General features: G+C 37.4%; 18 protein-coding genes and 2 other annotated features. Of the genes, 4 read left to right on the top strand and 14 right to left on the bottom strand.

Annotation, left to right across the window (positions count from 1 at the left end; translation table 11 throughout):
• Positions 1 to 204: 204 nt before the first annotated feature.
• The 3 genes from IEU90_RS00715 to IEU90_RS00705 form a co-directional block, all read right to left on the bottom strand.
• On the bottom strand, positions 205 to 846 hold the full coding sequence (locus IEU90_RS00715; RefSeq protein WP_188357589.1) for a PepSY domain-containing protein: 642 nt from the start codon (positions 844 to 846) through the stop codon (positions 205 to 207).
• Positions 847 to 950: 104 nt separating this feature from the next.
• Positions 951 to 2,288: a sensor histidine kinase gene (locus IEU90_RS00710; RefSeq protein ID WP_188357588.1), complete on the bottom strand. Its 1,338-nt coding sequence runs from the start codon at positions 2,286 to 2,288 to the stop codon at positions 951 to 953.
• On the bottom strand, positions 2,285 to 2,965 hold the full coding sequence (locus tag IEU90_RS00705; RefSeq protein ID WP_153709390.1) for a response regulator transcription factor: 681 nt from the start codon (positions 2,963 to 2,965) through the stop codon (positions 2,285 to 2,287). The genes IEU90_RS00710 and IEU90_RS00705 overlap by 4 nt, the downstream gene beginning before the upstream one ends.
• Positions 2,966 to 3,179: 214 nt before the next feature.
• Here IEU90_RS00705 and hpt point away from each other — a divergent pair, with 214 nt between their 5' ends.
• The gene (gene hpt / locus IEU90_RS00700) at positions 3,180 to 3,719 is read left to right on the top strand and encodes a hypoxanthine phosphoribosyltransferase (protein ID WP_153709391.1); all 540 of its coding nucleotides are present in this window, start codon (positions 3,180 to 3,182) and stop codon (positions 3,717 to 3,719) included.
• A gap of 44 nt (positions 3,720 to 3,763) precedes the next feature.
• Here the strand turns inward: hpt and IEU90_RS00695 are convergent, their stop codons facing one another.
• A complete protein-coding gene (locus tag IEU90_RS00695) occupies positions 3,764 to 4,741 on the bottom strand; it encodes an alpha/beta hydrolase (RefSeq protein WP_153709392.1) in 978 nt (325 codons plus the stop codon).
• A 2-nt stretch (positions 4,742 to 4,743) separates the two neighbouring features.
• A complete protein-coding gene (locus IEU90_RS00690) occupies positions 4,744 to 5,220 on the bottom strand; it encodes an LbetaH domain-containing protein (protein WP_153709393.1) in 477 nt (158 codons plus the stop codon).
• Between the two features lie 105 nt (positions 5,221 to 5,325).
• On the opposite strand from IEU90_RS00690, the gene IEU90_RS00685 reads away from it, so the two are divergent.
• The gene (locus tag IEU90_RS00685) at positions 5,326 to 6,201 is read left to right on the top strand and encodes a LysR family transcriptional regulator (RefSeq protein ID WP_153709394.1); all 876 of its coding nucleotides are present in this window, start codon (positions 5,326 to 5,328) and stop codon (positions 6,199 to 6,201) included.
• A gap of 73 nt (positions 6,202 to 6,274) precedes the next feature.
• Positions 6,275 to 6,952: an MgtC/SapB family protein gene (locus IEU90_RS00680; RefSeq protein ID WP_163705153.1), complete on the top strand. Its 678-nt coding sequence runs from the start codon at positions 6,275 to 6,277 to the stop codon at positions 6,950 to 6,952.
• Between the two features lie 90 nt (positions 6,953 to 7,042).
• Here IEU90_RS00680 and IEU90_RS00675 read toward each other — a convergent pair whose 3' ends face one another.
• From IEU90_RS00675 to IEU90_RS00665, 3 genes are read right to left on the bottom strand one after another with little or no spacing between them, the layout of a single operon-like run.
• Positions 7,043 to 7,696 carry a glucose-6-phosphate 1-dehydrogenase family protein gene (locus tag IEU90_RS00675; protein ID WP_153709396.1) on the bottom strand — a complete coding sequence of 218 codons (654 nt, stop codon included), beginning with the start codon at positions 7,694 to 7,696 and terminating at the stop codon, positions 7,043 to 7,045.
• A 51-nt stretch (positions 7,697 to 7,747) separates the two neighbouring features.
• Positions 7,748 to 8,074, bottom strand: a complete 327-nt coding sequence (locus IEU90_RS00670) for a branched-chain amino acid transporter permease (protein ID WP_153709397.1) — start codon at positions 8,072 to 8,074, stop codon at positions 7,748 to 7,750.
• Entirely contained in the window at positions 8,061 to 8,753 is a 693-nt protein-coding gene (locus IEU90_RS00665) for an AzlC family ABC transporter permease (RefSeq protein ID WP_153709398.1), read from the bottom strand. Before IEU90_RS00665 ends, IEU90_RS00670 begins: the two co-directional genes overlap by 14 nt.
• A 103-nt stretch (positions 8,754 to 8,856) precedes the next feature.
• Here IEU90_RS00665 and IEU90_RS00660 point away from each other — a divergent pair, with 103 nt between their 5' ends.
• On the top strand, positions 8,857 to 10,254 hold the full coding sequence (locus tag IEU90_RS00660) for an aminotransferase-like domain-containing protein (protein ID WP_188357587.1): 1,398 nt from the start codon (positions 8,857 to 8,859) through the stop codon (positions 10,252 to 10,254).
• A 43-nt stretch (positions 10,255 to 10,297) separates the two neighbouring features.
• Here IEU90_RS00660 and IEU90_RS00655 read toward each other — a convergent pair whose 3' ends face one another.
• The 6 genes from IEU90_RS00655 to IEU90_RS00630 form a co-directional block, all read right to left on the bottom strand.
• Entirely contained in the window at positions 10,298 to 11,869 is a 1,572-nt protein-coding gene (locus IEU90_RS00655; RefSeq protein WP_188357586.1) for an amidohydrolase, read from the bottom strand.
• Positions 11,870 to 12,049: 180 nt separating this feature from the next.
• Positions 12,050 to 13,417, bottom strand: coding sequence for a branched-chain amino acid transport system II carrier protein (brnQ, locus tag IEU90_RS00650; protein WP_188357585.1), 1,368 nt, complete (start codon positions 13,415 to 13,417; stop codon positions 12,050 to 12,052).
• A gap of 70 nt (positions 13,418 to 13,487) precedes the next feature.
• Positions 13,488 to 13,730 (bottom strand) — a binding site (T-box leader).
• Between the two features lie 94 nt (positions 13,731 to 13,824).
• Positions 13,825 to 14,484: a DNA alkylation repair protein gene (locus tag IEU90_RS00645; RefSeq protein ID WP_188357584.1), complete on the bottom strand. Its 660-nt coding sequence runs from the start codon at positions 14,482 to 14,484 to the stop codon at positions 13,825 to 13,827.
• Between the two features lie 21 nt (positions 14,485 to 14,505).
• Positions 14,506 to 15,618, bottom strand: coding sequence for a low temperature requirement protein A (locus IEU90_RS00640; protein WP_188357583.1), 1,113 nt, complete (start codon positions 15,616 to 15,618; stop codon positions 14,506 to 14,508).
• A gap of 124 nt (positions 15,619 to 15,742) precedes the next feature.
• Positions 15,743 to 16,687 (bottom strand): L-lactate dehydrogenase, encoded by a 945-nt coding sequence (locus IEU90_RS00635; protein ID WP_153709402.1) that lies wholly within the window; start codon positions 16,685 to 16,687, stop codon positions 15,743 to 15,745.
• A gap of 156 nt (positions 16,688 to 16,843) precedes the next feature.
• Positions 16,844 to 17,087: a binding site (T-box leader), on the bottom strand.
• Between the two features lie 75 nt (positions 17,088 to 17,162).
• Positions 17,163 to 18,026, bottom strand: coding sequence for an aldo/keto reductase (locus tag IEU90_RS00630; protein ID WP_188357582.1), 864 nt, complete (start codon positions 18,024 to 18,026; stop codon positions 17,163 to 17,165).
• Positions 18,027 to 18,085: the final 59 nt, after the last annotated feature.

Genomic DNA, 18,085 nt, shown 5'->3' with positions numbered 1-18,085 from the left:
CCTAATTTGATAAATAAAATTGTTAGATTACTCCTGTTAAGTTTATCAAATTACTAATAATCCGCAATAATTTCTCTTGTACCATATATAAAAGCGTTCAAGTAGTCATCAACACGATTACTTGAACGCTTATTTAATTATCTATTTATTTTTTAATGTTTCATATGAAACATTAAAAAATAATCAATTTACAAGCTTTTAAATTTAGTGGTCATTATCAACGCCTAGTACTTTTTTAGAAGTAGCATTAATATTTACTTCTTTAGTCTTATTGTTATCAGTGACTTTAACTTCCCAAACGCTCTTATTCTTTGTTTCCTGCTTCAATTCCCATTCAACGCCACTGCCTTTTTTAGCTGCTTTTTCAGCAATTGTATTTGCTTCATCGCGGCTGATCGCTTTACTTGGATCTAGTGAATATTTTTTATCGCCATTTTCTAGTTTTTCTGTTTTGCTAGAAATCACTTTCCCGTTTTTGGCGTTAACCTTAACTTTATACTCATTTGTGTTATCAAAGCCCTTTATTTTGTACACATATTGACCATGATCGGGTTCTAATTTAACTTCATTGATTTGCTTATCTTTATATTTCTCATTAAATTTATCGATTGCCGCTTGCTGATCAATTTTTATATCTGCCTTATTTGCCTTTTTTCGTTGAACTGCTGCAATTACATCTTCGTGGTGATCATGACTTGCCATTATTCCGAGCGTCCCACCAGCACCTAATAATAATCCGCCACAAATACTCATAGTTACAATCATCTTTTTAGTTAATTTTGTATGCTTCTTTTGCTGGGGATCATTTTGTTGGCTATTTTGATTTTTATCAGTTTTTTTATTCATTTTAACTAACTCCCTTCAAGGTTTTGCTTTAGCTTATAACTATATTTTATGGGGGAATCTCCTAAAAATAACCAAAATTAGGTGAAGGTATGATGAAAAAATCTTCATTTTTGTTGAGGAAGATAAATTGTAAAAATCGTTCCTTGTGGCTGATTAGACTGCACTTTAATTTCACCCTTATATTTTTCAACAATCTTTTTTACAATCGCTAAACCAATTCCAGAACCTGCAATGCGACTAGCATGTGACGTATCCTCTCTGAAAAAGCGTTCAAAAATTTTTTGCCGATTTTCTTTGGCAATACCGCAACCCTGGTCTATTACTTGGAACATAATTTGATTGTTTATTGAATGCAAACTAACTTTAATTATCGAATTAAGCGGTGAATACTTTGCCGCGTTTTCCAATACATTGTGAACAAGACTTTGCCAATCACCAGTTACTATTTGATATTCTAACCGTTCTGGCATATTCATAATGTATTTTCTTTTATATGCTCCTTGCAAGGAGGTTATTTCTGTCTTAATAATTGCTGGCAAATCAGTTAAGTCATGTGAATTTTTTGATTGATGTCCCTCTAATATCAATAACTCGTTTACCAAGCGTTGCATTCGATGTGCCTCTTGATCAATATATCCAATAGATTTCTTAATTAATTCTGGATGCGTATCACCATGGCGTTTAATTAAGTTTACGTGCCCTAAAATTCCTGCTAATGGTGTCTTCAATTCATGCGAAGCGTTAGTGATAAACTCCTTTTCACGTTGAATTGCTTGAAATTGACGTTCAAGTAACTCATTAAATGATTTAGCAACATTACTTACTTCAATAGGTTGTTCGGGAACGGTTAAAATTTGTAATTTGCTACTCTGCGGATTAATGTTGTTAGTTTGTAAACTCAAATTAGTTAATGGTTTAGTCCACCGATGTGCTAAGTGACGAATTAATGGAATTGATAGCAGAACTACTGCTAAATTAATTACAACCATTAATCCCAGTAACCAATTCGTTAATTTAACAAGGTCATCAACATTAATCGCAACTTTAACATAACTATTAGCCATCTTTTCCTGGCGCAGATAGTAAACTCCATGGTGTGTAATTCTTAAATTTTTAATTCTAATCCCTTGGTTATTAATTCGTTTAAAAATCTTATGTGCTTTATGCGTCCGAAATTTTTGATGATGGTCTGTAATTTCAATTGCATCGTCATCTTGGCGAGCAACATAAGCTTCTAATAGTTTTTCTCGATTACTACTAGTTGCCCAATCCTTTTCAATTGTCTCAATAATTTCATCTGCTTGATCGTCCGCATACTGATAGATCAAATGTCCTGCATTAATTACAAAAAGGATATTAATTATTGCCAAAGCTGTAATAAATAACGTAAGAAAGAGCCGTGTTAACTGACCAGCTGCCGTTATCGGATGGTTTTTTCTCATGATCGATCACCTAAAACATAGCCAATTCCCCTGACCGTTTTAATTAAATTACGATAATCACCTAGCTTATTTCGCAAAGCTCGAATATAAACATCCACGGTATTTGTTTGTCCATCAAATTCATAACCCCAGATTTGATTAAGCAGGTCATCCCGTGTCTGGACAACACCTGGATTTTTCATTAAAGAATACATAAGAGAAAATTCTTTGGGTGTCAAATGGACTTCTTGATCATTAACTAAAAATTGATGTTTTAACAGGTCTAATTTAAATGGCCCAAAACGATATAAGTGGGCTGATTTGTTTTCTCGTTTTAATCGGCGTAAGATCACCCGAATCCGTGCTAAGAGTTCTTCAATTTCAAATGGTTTCGTAATATAGTCATCTAACCCTTGGTCAAGTGCCATTCTGATATCGGACGTTTGACTTCTTGCAGTAATCATAATAACTGGCACATCACTTACCTTACGAATTCGGCGAAGGACCGTCAAACCATCGTACTCTGGCAACATCCAATCGAGTAAAATTAGCGTTATCTGTTCTTTATTGAATAGGTCTAATGCCATTTGACCATCCTTTGCGCAAATAACTTTGTATCCTTCTAGTTCTAATTCGGTAGTCATAAAGCTTGCTAAGCTTTCTTCGTCTTCAACCAATAAAATTGTCGTTGTGTCCATTCAATCACCCTCTCATTTTAATTCTAAAGAAATTAGCCTAATAATATAAGTTACCTAGTCTTAAGTTTAAATGTTATTCAAAATTTTAGCGAATATTAAGTTTTTCACTCAAATACCCTTTAAATTCATTTCATTTATGATAAAATGCTAACGTTAATAAATATCAACCAATTATATCGTTCGTAAATAGCGAACATTATAAGGGAGAATTAGAATGAATAACGACATCGAAAAAGTTTTATATACTCAAGAACAGATTGACCAACGAATCGACGAATTAGCAGCTACCCTCTCCGCTAAGTATCATGATGAATTTCCGGTTATTGTTCCAGTAATGACTGGTGCGATGATGTTCGCATCTGAATTAATGAAAAGACTTAATTTTAAGTTGAATATCGATTATGTTGATGTTTCCAGCTATGAAGATAGCTCTGAGTCATCAGGAAAAGTACGTTTATTGCGTGATCTTTCCCATAACGTTAGTGGCAGACCTGTTTTAATGATTGAAGACATTATTGATACCGGACATACTTTAGAGTTTTTAAATAAACTATTTGCTAGTCGTGGCGCAAAAAGTGTTGAGATTTGTTCACTTCTCGATAAACCGGAGCGACGGGAAGCCCCAGTAAAGATTGATTACCTTGGTTTTACCGTTCCTAATGAGTTTATTGTTGGCTACGGTCTTGACTACAATGGCCTTTACCGTAACCTTCCTTACGTTGGAGTATTAAAACGCTCCGTTTACGAAAAATAGAATTTTAAAAAGCTTGCGATCAAAATTCAGTCGCAAGCTTTTTATTAGCCTAAGTTTTTCTTAAAGAAACTATCAATCTTATCAAACGGAATGTAGTTATGATCGCCACCATCGTATAAATCAGTATGGGTTGCACCGGGCACAATCACTAATTCCTTGTTGTCACCCTTTAACTTCTTAAAGGTATCTTCACCCATGTAACGTGAGTGGGCTTTTTCACCATGAACAATCAAAACTGCATTCTTAAGATCTTCGGGGTGAACCAAGATCTTAGTATTCATCCAAGCTGGTTGACTCTGCAATACCCAGCCTTCATTGGAGTTAACGGAACGCTTATGGTAACCGCGCTTTGTCTTGTAGTAAGCACTGTATTGCTTAACAAAGTCTGGTTGATCATCAGGAGCTGGATAATCGTAGCAACCACCGGCTTTAGCTAAATTCTTTTTACCATATTCTTTAGTGCGTTGTTCAGCAATTTGCTTCTTGCTTGCATAACGGTCATCAGCATTTCCTTGATCAAAGTAACCCTTTGCTCCGATTCGTGGCATATCATACATTGTTACCGCAGCAGTCGCCTTAATCCGTGGATCAATGGCAGCAGCATTCAGGGAAATTCCTCCCCAACCACAGATACCAATAATTCCGATCTTTTCTGGATCAACATTATCTAAGTTACTCAAATAATCTACTGCTGCTTGATAGTCTTCGGTGTTAATATCTAACGAGAAGACATCACGCACATCTCCACCACTTTCACCAGTAAAGGAAGGATCAAAGGCAATTGTCAAGTATCCCCGTTCCGCCATCGTTTGAGCGTACAAGCCACTAGACTGTTCCTTGACTGCGCCAAAAGGTCCTGCCACCGCTAATGCCGGTAACTTACCTTCGTAATTCTTAGGTGTGTATTGGTCTGCTGCCAAAGTAATACCAAAGTGGTTAGTAAAAGTTACTTTTTTGTGATCAACTTTATCTCTTTTAGGAAATACCTTATCCCATTCTTGAGTTAAATGTAATTCTTGCATTATTATCTCTCCTCATATACGTATGAAATATTTTCTCCTGCTGGAATATTGTGAGTAATAATTGACCCAGCACTAATTACCGCATCAGTTCCAATATGAACATTCGGCAAAATAATTACGTTTCCACCAATTTTTACACCTGAATCGATGACAATCGGTCCGCTTTGGTTACCATCAACGGTTAATAGTGAAGTCGAAGAACTAATCTCAACATTATCACCAATCCTAATTCCGGCCTTATCTGCCATCGTGACATTGCAACTGACTGAAATGTTTTTGCCAAGTTTAATATTTCGACCATAGTCACTGTAAAACGGTAATAAAAACTGATTACTATCGTCTATCTGATAACCAAAAATTTCATTTAACAACTGCTTGATTTGTCGATCATTTAAACAAGACGTATTCAGATGCCGTAACAGCCGTTGATTCTGCTCTAATAATCGTTGATCCACTTTTAACTGCTTTGTAATTATCACTCACCTCCTTTAATTAACTGTCTTTATTATATTTTTCCTTTGTTATGATGTGAAATACTTATATAATATGATAAAAAATAGCTTTTAGTTATGGGAGAGGATTAAATGGAACTTCGGGTTTTACGTTACTTTCTCGCTGTCGCCCAACAGCGAAATATTACGAAAGCTGCTCGAGAACTACTAGTATCTCAACCAACATTATCAAAGCAGCTTGCAGATTTAGAAAGTGAACTTGGTGTCAAATTATTTATCCGCGGGCATCGACAAATTACCTTAACAGACGAAGGCGAGTATCTCCAAGCCCGTGCAAAAGAAATTATTCAACTTGCGGACCAAACAGCCACTAATATTCAAAATGAACAAGTTGTTACTGGAACACTCTCAATTGGTGCTGGCGAAAGTATTGGAATGCAGCGGATTATGGAAGTACTAAGCGGAATTATTCAGGACTATCCTGATGTTAAAATTCGGCTAGTCAGTGGCAATGCTGATGAAATGGAAACTGCATTAAAACACGGTACCATTGATTTTGCGGTCTTAATGGCTCACCGTAGTCTTGACAGTTACCATCATCTTCAATTACCGGAAACTGATCGGTGGGGATTAGCCATGCAAAAAGACGATCCCCTTGCTCAAAAAAATGTTATTGGACCTGCTGATCTTATTGGCCTCCCTCTTCTGGTATCCGAACAAGCTCTTGATGAACACCGCTTCCAAGATTGGTGGGGTAACGTAGGAAAAGAAATTAACATTATTGGTACTTACACGTTAGTTTTTAATGCGGAGTTAATGGTTAAACAAGGGAGTGCCTACATACTTACTTTCGATAATCTTCTTAACACTTCAAGCAATAGCGAACTCACCTTCCGTCCGCTTTCACCATCTATTTCTGAATCAACAAATATTATTTGGAAAAAGAATGTCACCCAATCTAAAGTGGCTAAGTTATTTACCCAGCGTTTATTAGCATCACTGGACTAGCAAGCCCTTTCTTTTAGGTTCCACCTGATATCATGCTATAGTTAAAGTAATAGCTTTAGCGGGAGGCGGGATTATGCAAGAGCTTGATTGGTGTTTACGAATGTTACTAGCAGCTTTGTGTGGCGGAATCATCGGCTTTGAGCGAAAAAGTAAAGCAAAAAATGCCGGAATTCGGACCCATGCATTAATCGCTTTAGGAGCTGCCCTTGTAATGATCGTTTCAAAATATGGTTTCTTTGACTTGCTCAAAATCACGCATAGTAACTGGGCAGTTGACCCTTCACGGATTGCTGCTCAAGTTGTTAGCGGAATTGGGTTTCTTGGTGCCGGAACTATTATTAACCGCCATGATCAGATAATTGATGGTTTAACGACGGCGGCTGGTATTTGGGTTACAGGAGCAATCGGCCTTGCATATGGAAGCGGACTCTATAGTATCGGTATTATTGGTACTGCTTGCGTCTTACTGGCTGAAATTTTGGGAAAGTATATCGACCAATTTGCTTTACGGCAAGGCAATGGCTTTTCATGCTTTATTTCATTGAATGGAACTATCAGTGACCTGCACATTATCATCGACGAATTAAATGATAAGTATTTCAAAGCACCGCTTAAATACGTGGTTTATAATTATGACAATGGCAAAGTAACCTGTCGGATTTTCGGCGAATTAAAATCAAGAGCATTGTCAGAAGAAGTCTTTGAAGACTTAGCAACAATGCAAAACGTTAATAACGTTGAACTTGAATAACATAACAAAAAGGTTCGCGGCACCCAATGCTACGAACCTTTTTGTTATCTAAGCGAATTACTGGATAATAATATATCCGCCTTGTGTATATTACAAAAGTTGCTGATATAGTGGCAGTAATTCCTTAATGGCGGTTAAAATATATTCTTCCATGTTCTCAACATCATCTCGTTTACGAAAAGCAAATTTACCAAGCAAAAAACTCGATTGTTGCGCTTCCTTATTGAATTGTTGTTGAATATCCTGATTGTCCAAATATTTTGCTAACGGTAGGTGGTCATCAAATTCCATCTCATCCTTATCCCAGAGATACCAATTAGTATTATCCAGATTCCGTGCCCATTGCGGTATTTTTGCTAACAATTGATTATATGCAGCTGGGGTTCCCTCACGTTGCTCACTTTTATAATGCTGAAACATTAAATAAATCTGCAGCTGCTTCCTATCAAGCATTACGCCAATACATGGATTAGCATTCGCCATTTCACTCAATCGATATGATGCCCAATAGTGATCACGTAAATTCCAACCATTAGTCCAACTTTCAACATGAACTTTGGCAAACTTGTTAGTTGGTAGTTGACTAGCGACTGTCTGATTTACTTTTTTCCATCCTTGCCAAACTGATTTAAAAGTATTCTTTAACTCCGCAACTTCTGCTGGGGAATGATTTTCTTTAATCTTCTTAAAAGAAAACTCCGGCTGGTCAAAAATCGCAAACATATCCTCTGATAATACTGTCATTTTATATCTCCTTTTTATCCAAGAATATCATAGCCACGACTTAAATAGGTTTTAGCCAACAAAGTTTAGCAAAATCATGTAAAAACCTGTCCCTACTAGAATCGATAACGGCATATTTCTTTTCCACAAATGGATAAACAACGTTACTAGCCCTGCAACTATTTCTAATAATGCCTTGCTAGGCTCGCTGAATGAAATGTTGCGGTAACAATAAATAACTAGTACACCCATAATGGCTGCCGGAAGGAATTTGCCAAGTTCTTCAAGATATGGCGATAATTCTTTTGACTGGTCAAAGATTAAAAATGGAATAAAGCGGGTTGCCATCGTCACAGCCGCCGCGATTAAAATTGAGATAATTTGTTCAGTTAATGTCATCTTTTCTCCTCATAATTAAATAGTTCAATGAAAATAGGACTACAAGCGTCACTAATGTTACTAATAAGAAAACATTTTTACTACAGAATAACAAACAAATAATGGCAAATACTAAGCCAATCAATGCATCCCGCTGAGTTCGCGCATTCTTTAATTGTTCAGTAAATAGGACGATGAAAAGAGCGGTCATTATAAAATCTAAGCCGGCTAGATTTAAATTAATCATTCCGCCAAGCAGACCGCCTAATCCAGCACCAACGACCCAACTAAAATAATTAAACGCGGTTACGTAGAAATAAACGTACGAGTGATCAAGGTTGTCGGGAATTTTTAGCGTCGCATTTAGGGAAAAAGACTCATCACACATTCCAAAAATCAGAATTGGCTTTAATTTGCCAGTATTGGAATATTTTTTCAACATGGTAATCCCATAAAAAATATGTCGGGAATTAACAAGTGCAGTTAAGACGAGGACTGTTAACGGCTGAAAACTCTGGACTAATAAGTTTCCAATGATAAATTCAACGGATCCTGCAAAAATAGTCGCAGCCATTAAAAGCGGGTATAAAAAATTAAAACCTAATTTATGCATATAAATGCCGTAACTTGCTCCTAAAAATAAAAAGCCAAGCATTACCGGACTGGTTTTATGAAAGGCATAACGTGCTTCATTTCTCATTCATGAATTCTCCCTTCTTAAAATTACTTGAATTTATTTTAAACAGGAGTATTTTATCCATACAAGCTATTAATTGTATGGATTACAATATTGGAGGTTAACTATGCCAATAAATGATTTTTCACACCACCAACTCACTTGGTATCCTGATAAAAGCAAACTTACTCGACCGATTTATAAGAGTCTCCTTAACCAACTAAAAACGGCTATTGAACAAGGAAGATTAACTCCTGGCACAAAGCTACCGCCACAACGGGAACTAGCCGATTATCTCGACATTAACTTCACTACCGTTACCCGTACTTATAAACTAAGCGCGCAGCTGGGCCTAACCTATGGAATTCACGGCAAGGGAACCTTTGTTAATTCTAATGGTATTGACCCACTAACTGCTTCACCATTGACGCGAACCATCGATCTTGGCTTTGTCGCTTCATTTGAGCAAACCAATTACCTGCTTGATAACATCCTTAACAACACTGTTAAACAAGGGTCAGCACACCTTTTAACCTATGATTCACCAACTGGACGTGCAATTGATAAGGAGGCTTTTCGTAATTATGTGAACTGGCTTGGTGTCAACCTAATATCTAGTCAGCAAATTCTTATTACAGCGGGTGGTGAAAATTCACTAACACTCCTTTTAATGACCTTGTTTTCTAGTGGTGATAAAATAGCCGTCGATGAGTTTACTTACGCTAATTTAATTGCGACGGCCCAGTTGAATAATTTACAACTCATAGCAATTAAAAATGACCACGGCGGTATGAATGTTGAAGCATTGAAACAAGCCTGCCAAACTAATAATCTAAGCGGTCTTTATCTCATGCCCGAATATAGTAATCCAACTGGTAAAATTCTCTCGAATGCTCGGCGAAAAGAGATTGCAGCTATTGCTAAAAAGTATAAGCTAAAGGTAATTGAGGACGACTATCTAAGTTTTCTTAGTAAAGTCAATCCAGAACACCCCCTAAAACTGATGGAGATAATTCCCGACCAGACTTGTTACGTTTGTAGTATGTCAAAAGTTCTCGCTTCCGGCTTACGAATAGGGTATTTAGTATTTCCGCAACAATTTTCCCAGCAAATAAAGAATGGCTTTTTTAATACTACAGTTAAGACTTCGACGCTTAATGCGGCAATTGCTAGCACGGCAATAAACGAGCATGTTGTTCAGCAAATCGTCCAAAATAAAATTAATTTTGCCAAACAAGTAAATTTGCTTTTTAACCAATACTTTCCTTTTGCGCCGACAAAGCAATTAACAGACTACGCTTTCTTTCGCCGATTACCGCTTAAAAATATTAAAGACGGACCAAAAATTGAACCAGCCCTTGCTAAAATTAATATCCGTTGCTTTAGCTCTGAACGATTCCAAATTAATGCCGCCTCAAATGAACATTTTCTCCGCGTTTCGTTATCTGCTAGTAAATCAATGGAAGAATTAGCGACGGGATTAAAATCATTACAGCAATTTTTACAGCATAATAACTTAATATAGGCTTCAAAAGCTCAGACATTTGTCTAGCAATTGAAGCCTATTTTTACATAACTCTTTTTCCAGCCATCCAGGTTTCTTTAACGCGAATATTTTTAAGTTCATCATGTGAAACCGTAAAAATGTCATTATTCAGGATTACAAAATCAGCTGCCTTCCCTGCTTCAAGCGTTCCATTATCAGTAAAACCACCTATTTTAGCTCCATCTCGTGTATAACCAAGAACAGCTTGCGGAACAGTAATCACTTCTTCAGCGTTAACCACATCATTATTGGCTGCTTTCCTCGTTACAGCCGCATAAATGCTATAAAACGGGCTATCTGGTTCAGCCCATGGCGTACACGGTGCATCTGAACTTAATCCTAATATTGCCTTAGAATTTAACATCGATTTAACACGGTAAGCGAGTTTAAACTGTGCTGGTGAAAGATAATGGCGGTATGATTCATCCTCCGCAAAGAAAAAGATCGGCTGGGTAACTAAAGCATAATTCATTTTACTCTTAGCAATCTCTTCAAACATGTAATCACTCATTAAAGACGCGTGTTCAATCCGTACCGATGGCATCGTTGTTAACCATGGCTCCATATCTTTTGTCACTTCAATTACCGTTTGAATGGCCTTATCCCCCATTGCATGGACCGCTAATTGAAGTTTATTATCACGAGCCATCATAACCGCCCGTTGAAGTTTCTCCGTCGATGTTAGACTAACACCCATTTTACCAGAAGGATATGGTTCGCTATTATATGCTGTTTCGCCAGAGATACTACCATCCATAAATACTTTGATTCCAGCAACACGAAGCTTTTCATTCCCGCTTGGTTGTAGTCCAACCTGTGGATCAATTTCGTCAAAAACATAGTAAATAGATGCCTTAGGAGTAAATCCTTGTTTAACTGCATCCTGATACAGTTTTAACGAGGTGTATGGCTTCATCCGCCCCATCATTTCACCAATTGCTACAATTCCCTCTTTAAGGTAATGATCAGAACTATTAACCATATTAGCGACATCATTTTCATAGCTCTGCGCGGATTTAGCCCGAATAAGTAACTGGGATGCGGCTACCTCGCGCATAAAGCCGGTCGGTCGTCCGTCAGCGAACCGTTCAATTTTCCCACCAACCGGATCGGGGGTGTTTTCATTAATTCCAGCAAGTTTCAGTGCCTTTGAATTTCCAACTGATGAATGGCAGTCAGAACGATAAATAAAAATTGGCTGAGTTGTTGAAACCGCATCTAAATCATCACGGGTCGGGCTACGGTGCTCTGCTAGTTTCGTTTCATCAAAGCCCCATCCTTCAATCCAGACGTTTTCTCCTTGACCATATGCTGGAGAATTACGGAGTGCTGCTTGCATTTCCTTGATACTATTGACATTCGGCGGCGTGCATGCAACCCCGTGAAGTGCATCGGCAATATATTTGGGATGCGTATGACAATCAATTAAACCTGGCAAAACTGTTTGTCCCTGGAGATCAATAGTCTCTCCCTCAACAGGAAGATTATCACCAACTTGCTTAACTTTTCCATTTTCAACTATCATCCTGTTTGCAAAATGGTCTTCATTGTCCCCAACAAAAATTTTGCCGTTTATAAATGTCTGTTTAGGCATCATCCTCGCTCCTTTCGCTTAAAGCCTCTTTTTATTATAAAATGAAACCGCTTTAAGAATGACAGTTATTTAAAATAAAATCGCTAGGACTATTGCACGCAAAAACAGCCTAACCGCGGAATTCCGCAATCAAACCGTCTAAACTATTTTATCTATTTGCATTCGAGCCACACCGATCAGCTAATCGCTAATTAGTTCTGGTCGTTTTCTCCCTTTTAGTGCGTGACAAATCAATCCAAGAATTAATCCTGCAATCCCAAAGGCCAGCCACCCAAAGCCTAAATTGAAAAATGGGAAGTACTGTTGGGCAAAAGCAAGCAGTGTCTGTAATAATCGACTTTCATGTAACCCAGCTGGTAACGCATTTAGCATGTCAAAAAATGCTGGAATTAGGGTAAACCCAGTTGTAATTCGGTAAACGAGCCGGTCATTCTTAAACAGTGGTGAAAGTAGCCCTAAAATAATTAAGGTAATTGCTAACGGATAGAGGAACATCAGAATTGGCGTTGACCATGCAATAATCTGGTTAAGTCCTAAATTAGCAAATAGGAATGATAATCCACAATTGATTCGTAAAAATGTTCGATATGAAATTTTAGGAAACCGGCGATGGAAATCTTGTGAAAAGGCAATTACTAACCCCATTGCTGATGTCATACAGGTAATAGTTGCTAAAGTTGCTAAAATCGCATCGCCTGCCGTTCCTAAGTAGTGATGAGAGATTTGGGCAAGGGTGATTCCGCCATTAGCTGCCAGCTTAAATTGATGTAAACTGGTTGCCCCTAACCAAATTAAAGCTAAATAAATAATTGCAACTCCCGCAATTCCGAGAAAACCACTCTTAGCCGTTGCAAGTGAAATTTGCCGGGTCTTCTTAATGCCGAGTTCTCTAATTGCAGTAATAATAGTAATTCCAAAAGCTAATGCTGCCAAGCCATCCATAGTATTGTAACCTTGCAAAAAGCCATTAGAGAAAGCATGACTCGTATATGCTGCGGTTATATTAGCAGTATTTCCTGAACCGAGCGGATTAATGAATGCTAATAAGAAAATAAGGAATAATAATAACAAGAACAAGGGATTTAAAACTTTACCGATTAAAGTAGTGATCTTTCCCTCATGATTTGAAAAAAGGTAAACCAAACTAAAGAAAATTGCTGAGTAGATTAATAATCCCCAAGTATTAGCTGCCGTAGATAAATAAGGAGCAATCCCGATTTCATAAGGAACGGTTGCTGTCCGCGGAGTTGCAAACAGTGGTCCTAACGTAGCATGAATGAGAATTAAAAAGATAAGTGCGTAGTAACGGCCATTCGGCAATGCAAGGTCATAAATCCCGTTTGACCTGGTAATACTAATTGCTAACAGCGCCATTAAAGGCAGTAACACTCCGGAAAATAGAAAGCCACTACTCGCGATTAGCCAGTTACTGCCAGCTAATTGACCCAAGTGAACCGGGAAAATAAGATTTCCTGCCCCAAATAACATTCCGAAAATAAGTGATGCGATAATTATTGACTGTCTAATACTCGCTTTTGTTGTCTCCATTTTAACCATTCCTCTCGGTAAATATTAAATTAATATTGGTACAAAAAAACGTCCTTATAAGCATTTTGCTTATAAGGACGCTATCACGCGTGTTACCACCTTACTTTAGAACAATATTACTATTATTCCCTTACCCCGTACATAGTGAACTAGATACGTTGACGCTATAACGGGCGCACCCGCCTAAAGCTACGATTACTCTCACCTCAGGCACTCCTAGGCTACTTTCACTTTACTTCCCTATCCCCACTCACACTAACTCGGGTTCGCTGACTAGTTAAAGCAAAGCTAATTTCCTATTCTTAGTGGTTATTCATACCGTTTATTTACTAAGTATATTACGTTATAAATTAGAAAATGTCAATATTTTTCTAATTATTTTTTAATCAGTGGAATAAATTACATAATTACAAATACTTTGATCCTTCACGAATTGACAATGGTGCTAACTTTTGCTGATTCTGTTTAATAAAATCACGTACCCATTCTGGATTGATCTTAGAATAATCACGTAACACCCAGCCAATTGCTTTATTAATAAAGAACTCATCACTTTCCAGATTATTTTGAATGATTTTACTCAACACCTGAGTATTAGTTGCTTGTTTTCTTAATAATTGATATTCAATTGCCACACGACGAATCCAAAAATCTGAATCTCGGGACCATTCTAACATTAATTTATCGCCACGTGGATCACTCCATGTTAGGTAACCAAGTGGTTTGACTAATGTATCAATTGTATCCCACCATTGCTTACTCCGCGCATATCTTTCAATTTTGCTAATATCCGTAAAATTAAGTTTCTTCTTCATCGCAATCAAGTAATCACAAACAAAATACTGCATTTCGCGATACGGATCTTGCCAACAATGATCTAATAGTTCCCAGTCGATCTGATCCTGCTTTTTCTCTGCAAGTAGGAGGCGATGATAAAGTGCCTTTCGTTTCCTAGTCTGATAACCATAAAATTCAAATTGATTCCGCATATATTTTTTCATTTGCTTGGCACGGTCAACATTAGTATTTTTAGCAAATCGTTCCTTTAATTGTTCATAGTCTAGCATCTGTCCAACTCCTATTTTTCTTTATTCACCTATCCTATTGATTAAAAACTTAACTAGTACAACAGCATTCATTACTATTACCACTGCTGTAACTAACGCAATAACATTTAACTGATTAAATATTAATACTAGAACATATCCAATAATCGTAGTTGAAGTAAATACTAATCTCACTGGCCAGCCAACATGTAATTGCGGCTGATTATAGTAATCGGCAATTGCTAGTCCAATGTAGAATAATATGACCCCGAGATAAAGAACTGTAATTGCAAAAATTACGTTGGCTTCTGGTTCATTAATAAATTTCAAGGCAACAGTCGCTAAACTTAATCCAAAGATAATGAAGTAATGCAGGTAAATTAATAGGTTGCCCGTTTCCTGCTTACGATGCTCATCAATCAAATGGTCAAATTCAACGATATAAGTGAAGAAAAGCCCAACAACGACGATAAAGATGAAAACTGATGACCACGCTAAGTTTTCCTGAGTAAAGTAGTTCGCAATTCCTACAATCGTCTCACCAAACATTACGATAATTAAAGCGGTGAGTCGTTCAAGGATATGTGAAAAAATGATCGGATGATGATGCGTATATCTTCCAGTAAACGCGGGTGCAAGCCAACTAATGATAATTCCAGCCAATGCGACCGTAATACCAACCGGATTATAGTAAAACCCGCCGGCAAAAAGAACAACTGTCCGAAAACCAAGAATTCCCGTAAAAGCAATCGTTATTTTCTTATCAATTTCCTTTTGTACTTGAAAATAGGTAATTAGGTATTGCAAACACAGGGTCATTGAAAGCAACCCAGCAGCGATAAAGAATGTTGCTAAATGCTGATCAAAGGTGGCAGTAAAGGCATTTGACATGTAAAGAATAATTGCCATATCAATAAATGAAAAAATAATGTTTGTCCACGATGATTTTCCATAGCGGTTAGTAAAAACCATTTGGACCATCCACGAATTGATAAATACTATAATTACTAAGAAAAAGATCACTAGTGTTACTGGGGTTAAAACTCCATGATGCAGGTGATGCAATAATTCAGTTGCCCGCGAAATCATATAAACAAAGACTAAATCATAAAATAACTCAACTAGTGAAACACGTTTAGTTAATACATTTGCCACAGCTACTCCTCCATTTCTATTGGTTAGGATAGCAAAATTAACAAACTTGCTCAATACAAAAGGAAGCTACTCCACTTTAAGAATAGCTTCCTTTTGTATGTGTATTCACTTCTAATATATTTTTTTAGGCCTCATTTTCAGCCAATCGTTCTTCCTCACTCTTCAGACGGTCTTTGATGTACTTAGCCGAAGTAGCAAGTTTTTCTTTTTCGACATCTGTTAAGTCTAGTTGCAATTGTTCAACAACCCCATCACGACCAACAACGGCAGGATAGGATAAGTAAGTGCCATATTCTTCACGGTAGTTAGAAACAGGCATTTCAGTTCGCGAGTCACTTAGAACCGCATTAACTAGGCGAACTGCTGCAGTTGCTACCCCATAGTTAGTATATTTCTTCCCTTTGTAAACCAAATAGCCACCTTGGCGAGCGCGTTCCTCCATATTGGCTAAGTCTAAGTTTCGTTCTTCCACTAAATCTAAGACTCGTTTCCCGAGAACACGTACCGTTGACCAAGCAGTAAATTGTGAGTTACCATGTTCACCTAAATTAAAACCAACAACTGATCGGGAATCAACATTCAATGCTTCCCCAACACAGGCCCTCATCCGTGCTGAATCAAGCAGAGTCCCTGTTCCCATTACGTGATTCTTTGGCAGTCCGGTGAACTTTTGATACATTGAGGTAATTACATCACAAGGATTAGTTACAACAACAAGCTTGCCGTGAAAACCATTATCAACTAATTTCTTAGCAACCAATGGTACCTGTGTCCGTGTAAATTTAAATTCAGCAAATCGGTCATGGTCGGGAGTATCAACAAGTTTCGACTTTCCAAGGGTTGAAACAACCACATCACAGTCCGCAAATTGAGAATCATCGTTTACAGTTAGATTAGTGTGGAATGGTAAGTTTGCCATTGCGTCACGAAGGTCAAGCGCATCTGCTTTTACTTTCGCCTCATTAGTATCAAACAATGCCAAATCATCTGCAAATCCACCAGCAACTAAATAATGAGCAACGGTTGCTCCTACGTGTCCCATTCCAACTACTGCTACTTTTCTTGTCATATTGAAAACTCCCTTTCGTTTAATTATTTTTATGTTTTCTCTTCATTTTCTAATAAGTTTATAATATTAATAATGTCGCTATCAGACATATCCACCACCACCTTAAATGTTATATAAAACTACAAAAAGGCATCCCTCAGCTCCGTTATTCGGAACTAAAAGGATGCCTTTTTAGCATGGTACCACCTTTCTTCACAGCATAGCGCTGCCTCTCACCAACAGTTACTAACTGTAACAATCAGCTGACACGATAATGGGTGCTACCAGTACATTCTACTAACTAAAATTTTCGAAATACAACTCACGAGGGATTAGCCTAGTTAATATTCTCTACCGATTTTCAGCAACCACCGGCTCTCTGAATCGAATATTATATGCTTGTCTCGATCAATGTTTTTATTTATTTCAATTGATTACTTAGTAGGTTATCACATTTTCTCATAAAATCAAGGATAAAATTAAATTTTAATTAGAATCACATTTTACCACCATAAACAGGAAATACATCCGCATCCCCATAATCCAATGGTTTTACCCGTCTCAATAGGTCCATATCAGGCTCTGAAATTTCAAAGTCAATTGCAGCATTTTCTTTCATATGTTCTGAATTAGCAGTTTTTGGCAATACAATCATCCCTAGTTGCCAATCGTAACGGATGCACAATTGTGGAACTGACACATTATACTTTTCAGCCATCTTTTCAATTACTGAGTTGTTCAAAGCAGCTCCATGGGCAACAGGCGAATAAGCTTCAACAGCAATATCATGATCTCGAGCAAATGAAAGGAGATTAAATGGCGTATGACCAATATGTGCTAATACTTGATCAACCGCCGGAACCGTATTACTATTCTGGATAATATTTTCAAGGTCTGATTGCCCAAAATTAGAAACGCCAATTGTTCTAATTTTACCTTCACTAACGGCATCTTCCATTGCGCGCCAGGCTGCAAGATTTCCTTCGAGATAACGGTTATTAGATTGATTTACTTCTTTCCATGGCTGTGGACTGTGAATAATCATCATATCAATATAATTAAGGTCCATTTTTTCAAGCGTTTCGTCTATTGATTTCTTCGTTACATCATAATCCTTATGTTCTGCAGCAACTTTTGAGGTAACAAAAATCTTATTGCGATCGATGCTAGCTGTCCGCACACCTTCACCGACTCCACGCTCATTTCCATATGCTTGGGCCGTATCAATATGCCGATAACCAATTTTAATTGCGTTACGCACTGCTTCGGCTACCTGCGCATCTTCAATCATCCAGGTTCCTAATGCAAACTTTGGAATCTTCACGCCACTATTAAGAGTAATTGTCTCATCTAAAATCATCTTTATCATCCTTTCACGACCAAAGCTTCATCCTATAAAACCATTGTCGTTACTTTTCC

Source organism: Limosilactobacillus caviae (assembly GCF_014635905.1).
GTDB classification, from domain to species: domain Bacteria; phylum Bacillota; class Bacilli; order Lactobacillales; family Lactobacillaceae; genus Limosilactobacillus; species Limosilactobacillus caviae.
Note: the sequence above shows the minus strand (reverse complement) of the source record. Positions and strands in the feature narration are given on the sequence as shown.

Coding starts and splice junctions, on each gene's coding strand:
- IEU90_RS00715 (WP_188357589.1), bottom strand. CDS start 846: ATGAATAAAAAAACTGATAAAAATCAAAATAGCCAACAAAATGATCCC.
- IEU90_RS00710 (WP_188357588.1), bottom strand. CDS start 2,288: ATGAGAAAAAACCATCCGATAACGGCAGCTGGTCAGTTAACACGGCTC.
- IEU90_RS00705 (WP_153709390.1), bottom strand. CDS start 2,965: ATGGACACAACGACAATTTTATTGGTTGAAGACGAAGAAAGCTTAGCA.
- hpt (WP_153709391.1), top strand. CDS start 3,180: ATGAATAACGACATCGAAAAAGTTTTATATACTCAAGAACAGATTGAC.
- IEU90_RS00695 (WP_153709392.1), bottom strand. CDS start 4,741: ATGCAAGAATTACATTTAACTCAAGAATGGGATAAGGTATTTCCTAAA.
- IEU90_RS00685 (WP_153709394.1), top strand. CDS start 5,326: ATGGAACTTCGGGTTTTACGTTACTTTCTCGCTGTCGCCCAACAGCGA.
- IEU90_RS00680 (WP_163705153.1), top strand. CDS start 6,275: ATGCAAGAGCTTGATTGGTGTTTACGAATGTTACTAGCAGCTTTGTGT.
- IEU90_RS00675 (WP_153709396.1), bottom strand. CDS start 7,696: ATGACAGTATTATCAGAGGATATGTTTGCGATTTTTGACCAGCCGGAG.
- IEU90_RS00670 (WP_153709397.1), bottom strand. CDS start 8,074: ATGACATTAACTGAACAAATTATCTCAATTTTAATCGCGGCGGCTGTG.
- IEU90_RS00665 (WP_153709398.1), bottom strand. CDS start 8,753: ATGAGAAATGAAGCACGTTATGCCTTTCATAAAACCAGTCCGGTAATG.
- IEU90_RS00660 (WP_188357587.1), top strand. CDS start 8,857: ATGCCAATAAATGATTTTTCACACCACCAACTCACTTGGTATCCTGAT.
- IEU90_RS00655 (WP_188357586.1), bottom strand. CDS start 11,869: ATGCCTAAACAGACATTTATAAACGGCAAAATTTTTGTTGGGGACAAT.
- brnQ (WP_188357585.1), bottom strand. CDS start 13,417: ATGGAGACAACAAAAGCGAGTATTAGACAGTCAATAATTATCGCATCA.
- IEU90_RS00645 (WP_188357584.1), bottom strand. CDS start 14,484: ATGCTAGACTATGAACAATTAAAGGAACGATTTGCTAAAAATACTAAT.
- IEU90_RS00635 (WP_153709402.1), bottom strand. CDS start 16,687: ATGACAAGAAAAGTAGCAGTAGTTGGAATGGGACACGTAGGAGCAACC.
- IEU90_RS00630 (WP_188357582.1), bottom strand. CDS start 18,026: ATGATTTTAGATGAGACAATTACTCTTAATAGTGGCGTGAAGATTCCA.